The sequence below is a fragment of the Neobacillus drentensis genome, from assembly GCF_036965245.1.
Classification (GTDB): domain Bacteria; phylum Bacillota; class Bacilli; order Bacillales; family Cytobacillaceae; genus Neobacillus; species Neobacillus drentensis_G.
Window position 1 is genome coordinate 1 of sequence record NZ_JBALPG010000234.1, and the last position, 2962, is coordinate 2962.

Below are 2962 nucleotides of genomic sequence, written 5' to 3' on the forward strand. Positions count from 1 at the left end.
GGGTGCTTATGTTAATGATGGGATGGCTGCGGCGATCCCGTTTTCTTATTGTGCTAACTGGGCAGGTTAGCAGTTGAATAAGAAATAACGCTTAATGCGTATTTGACGCAAAAGACGAAAAAAGAAGCGCGGGGTAGACGCTTCCAAAAGGAGATGGATCTTAGATAAGGAAAAGCCTATTAAGAGAGAAAAATTTAGCTAAGATTTACTAATTTATTAGTTCAACTGGTTTAGCCTTTTATTTCCTATCGTTCCTCCGTAGACCTAATAGGCCTGCTAAACCAATTAAACCAATCCAACCCCAATCCATGTCGTTATCGTCATTGTCATTATTATCAATGTCATTACCGTTTTGAGCTACATGGAAGACCTTATTACTGGCGAAGTCTGTTACGGGGTTATTTTGGGCATAACCGGTTGATATTCCATACAACATTGCAGAAAACAACAGAGCAAAGGATGAATATAGAATTTTTTTAAACACAGTTTTTCCTCCAATCATTGGGATTAACTTTAAAGTTTGTAATTTCGAGAAAAATTATTCAAGTCAATAACGTTTATAAAAGAAAAAATTATTATAACAAAATTGCAATAACTAATGATATTTATGAAAAACAAAGTCCATAAGGCTTGGGAGAAATGGACTTTGTTTTAAAAGAGTTAATTATTTTCTGGTACTTGTAAGTGCAGTGGTGGTGGGATCAACCAACCCTTTTCCTTATTAAGTTTTAAAAATTTTGCACCTAAAAGAGCTTTGGCAGTATGGAATTGCCCAAACATTAAAGCAACATCTTCACGAATACATTGCCCAATTATTTGACTGCAAGTTACTAAACCAGCAGCTATATCTTTAGAAATGGCAGCGCTAATTTCTGGGTCTGTAAATCTTGCACCTACAGGGATACTTTCTAAATCTGCTGTTGGTCGGTCTGGAGGTGAAGGTGGAAGTCCAACACCATTTGCTTTTAGTAGCTCTTCAGTTTGGCTAATTTCTTGTTTTAAACCTTGTAAAGCTTCTTCAATAAGTTTCTTTAGGTCGTCGTCGCCAGTGTGATTAGCAAAGGCTTGGTACCCAGCATAAAGTCCCTTTTCTACTGTTAAGTAGGTCCATGTTCCAAAAACTTCACCGTAATGCATAGGTTCATTTTGAGGATTACCGTTTAAAATGCCCATAACTACACTCCTTATGTTGATCATAATTTTCTCCTTGGGGTTAATGGTAGGCTTTTAACCACAATAGTTAAATTTTGCTTACGGAGTGGAGAATATACACAGAAAGATAAAATTAACAAAACTATTAAGCATTAGGTTACTTCGATTAGACACAAAAGACGAAAAAAAACGAAGCGACGATTAGACGCTTCAAAAGTGGAGGGAATTATGGTGAATTAAACCATTATTCAATTTTTATTTTATGAAAAGTTTTAGTATCGGATTGGACAAATTTTGGTTAATTGAAGATATGTTCGAATAAGACACAAAAAAACAAAAAAAGCGTTGGTTAGACGCTTTAAAAACTGGGGAAAGCAACTGTGGTTAATTTTATTTTATAAAAGATTTAAGTATTGGATTGGGCAAATGTTGAATTTCTTAGAAATTGTTCAAACAAGACTTAGTACGCAATACGAGTATATTGTGCACTTCTTTTTCAAACGGGTAGTTAGTTGAAGAATCGTCTTTAGCTCTTATACAACAATCGGGCCATTTTTGGAATAACCCTTTATAAGATAATTGGATATATTTTATGTTAGAGAAGTTTGTGAAGAATTGTAATGTTTTGTTAGCTGATGGACATTAGGATGGAACCCTATAGAGCTCTACCAACAATATGTGGAAAACACCCTTGCTAAGATAATTTTTGAATCACAAGTATCAGTTCTTGGCTTTTTTCTTACATTATCCAACTCGACATTGGGAATATTGACTATTAAAGGAGATGATTCATTTGGAAAATAATAATAACAGTAATAACAGCGGTTCGGTAGGACCGTCTAATCCAAGTCATGGTGAGGACAGACCACCCATAGAGCCGACGCCGACACCGACACCGACACCAACGCCAACGCCGACACCGGCACCGACACCAACGCCGACACCAAGGCCAACAGGACCGGGACCTACAGGGCCACAGGGATGACTGTGCCTAATGGGCTTAAAGATGACGTCCATGCTGGGTATATAACAAACAAGGATGGGATCCAGATGCCCATCCCTTGTGATCTGTTTGAGAATGCTGACAAAGTAGAGGTTACACGGATGCAACTTTCTTACTGGATGGATTTCATCCTTTATTAGTTGTTAAAGTTGCTAATACACACAATGTGTTATACACCGAAGACAATGTCCTTACTGTTTTAGAGTGGGAATGGTCTGAATGGGCGAACCCTTTAAATGATGTAGGTTGGGTATGCTGGTTTACAAAACTTCACTATCATCCCGAACATGCCAATTCATTAAACAGCCTTTTTATTGAAAAATATATAACCAATAACCCTTTTTCATATCTTCCGAATCATTAAAGGGTTTTTGTGTTTATAAAGTATGGAAAATCTTACATAAGATTAACAAGGCACCATTGTACAGCAGGAGTTGATTAGACGTTTAGAATGGACGTTAGAAAAGGATATTTTTGATTTCATCAAATAATTCAACAAAGGGCACTTTTCTTGAATAAGAAGACGTCTTTTTGTAACGCCCCAACACATTTAAGAGATTAGATCTTGTTAAGATAAAGAAAAGATTGTGAAGATTTCTACTTAAACTAAAGGGTGCTTTAGTTCAATAACAAGTAATTAAGGAACGCACATATTATATACCTCTAATACGTGCGTTCATTTTATTATGTTTTTACGTTATTTACCCTAAATATAATATTATGCTTTTGTATCTACTTCATTTCTTTTCAAAATCATTTCTTTATATGAAGTAATTTTATGTTCTAACATTTTATTCGTTTCTTTCA

General features: G+C 35.6%; 3 protein-coding genes. 1 reads left to right on the top strand and 2 read right to left on the bottom strand.

The window, feature by feature from the left end; translation table 11 throughout:
* Positions 1 to 238: 238 nt before the first annotated feature.
* Together V7150_RS26070 and V7150_RS26075 are read right to left on the bottom strand one after the other, a co-directional pair.
* Positions 239 to 484 (bottom strand): WGxxGxxG family protein, encoded by a 246-nt coding sequence (locus tag V7150_RS26070; protein WP_248737753.1) that lies wholly within the window; start codon positions 482 to 484, stop codon positions 239 to 241.
* 176 nt (positions 485 to 660) lie between these two features.
* Entirely contained in the window at positions 661 to 1173 is a 513-nt protein-coding gene (locus V7150_RS26075; RefSeq protein ID WP_248737754.1) for a DUF3231 family protein, read from the bottom strand.
* A 960-nt stretch (positions 1174 to 2133) separates the two neighbouring features.
* Between V7150_RS26075 and V7150_RS26080 the strand changes: the two genes are divergently transcribed.
* Positions 2134 to 2295, top strand: a complete 162-nt coding sequence (locus V7150_RS26080; RefSeq protein WP_248737755.1) for a hypothetical protein — start codon at positions 2134 to 2136, stop codon at positions 2293 to 2295.
* Positions 2296 to 2962 lie beyond the last annotated feature (667 nt).

Coding starts and splice junctions, on each gene's coding strand:
- V7150_RS26075 (WP_248737754.1), bottom strand. CDS start 1,173: ATGGGCATTTTAAACGGTAATCCTCAAAATGAACCTATGCATTACGGT.
- V7150_RS26080 (WP_248737755.1), top strand. CDS start 2,134: ATGACTGTGCCTAATGGGCTTAAAGATGACGTCCATGCTGGGTATATA.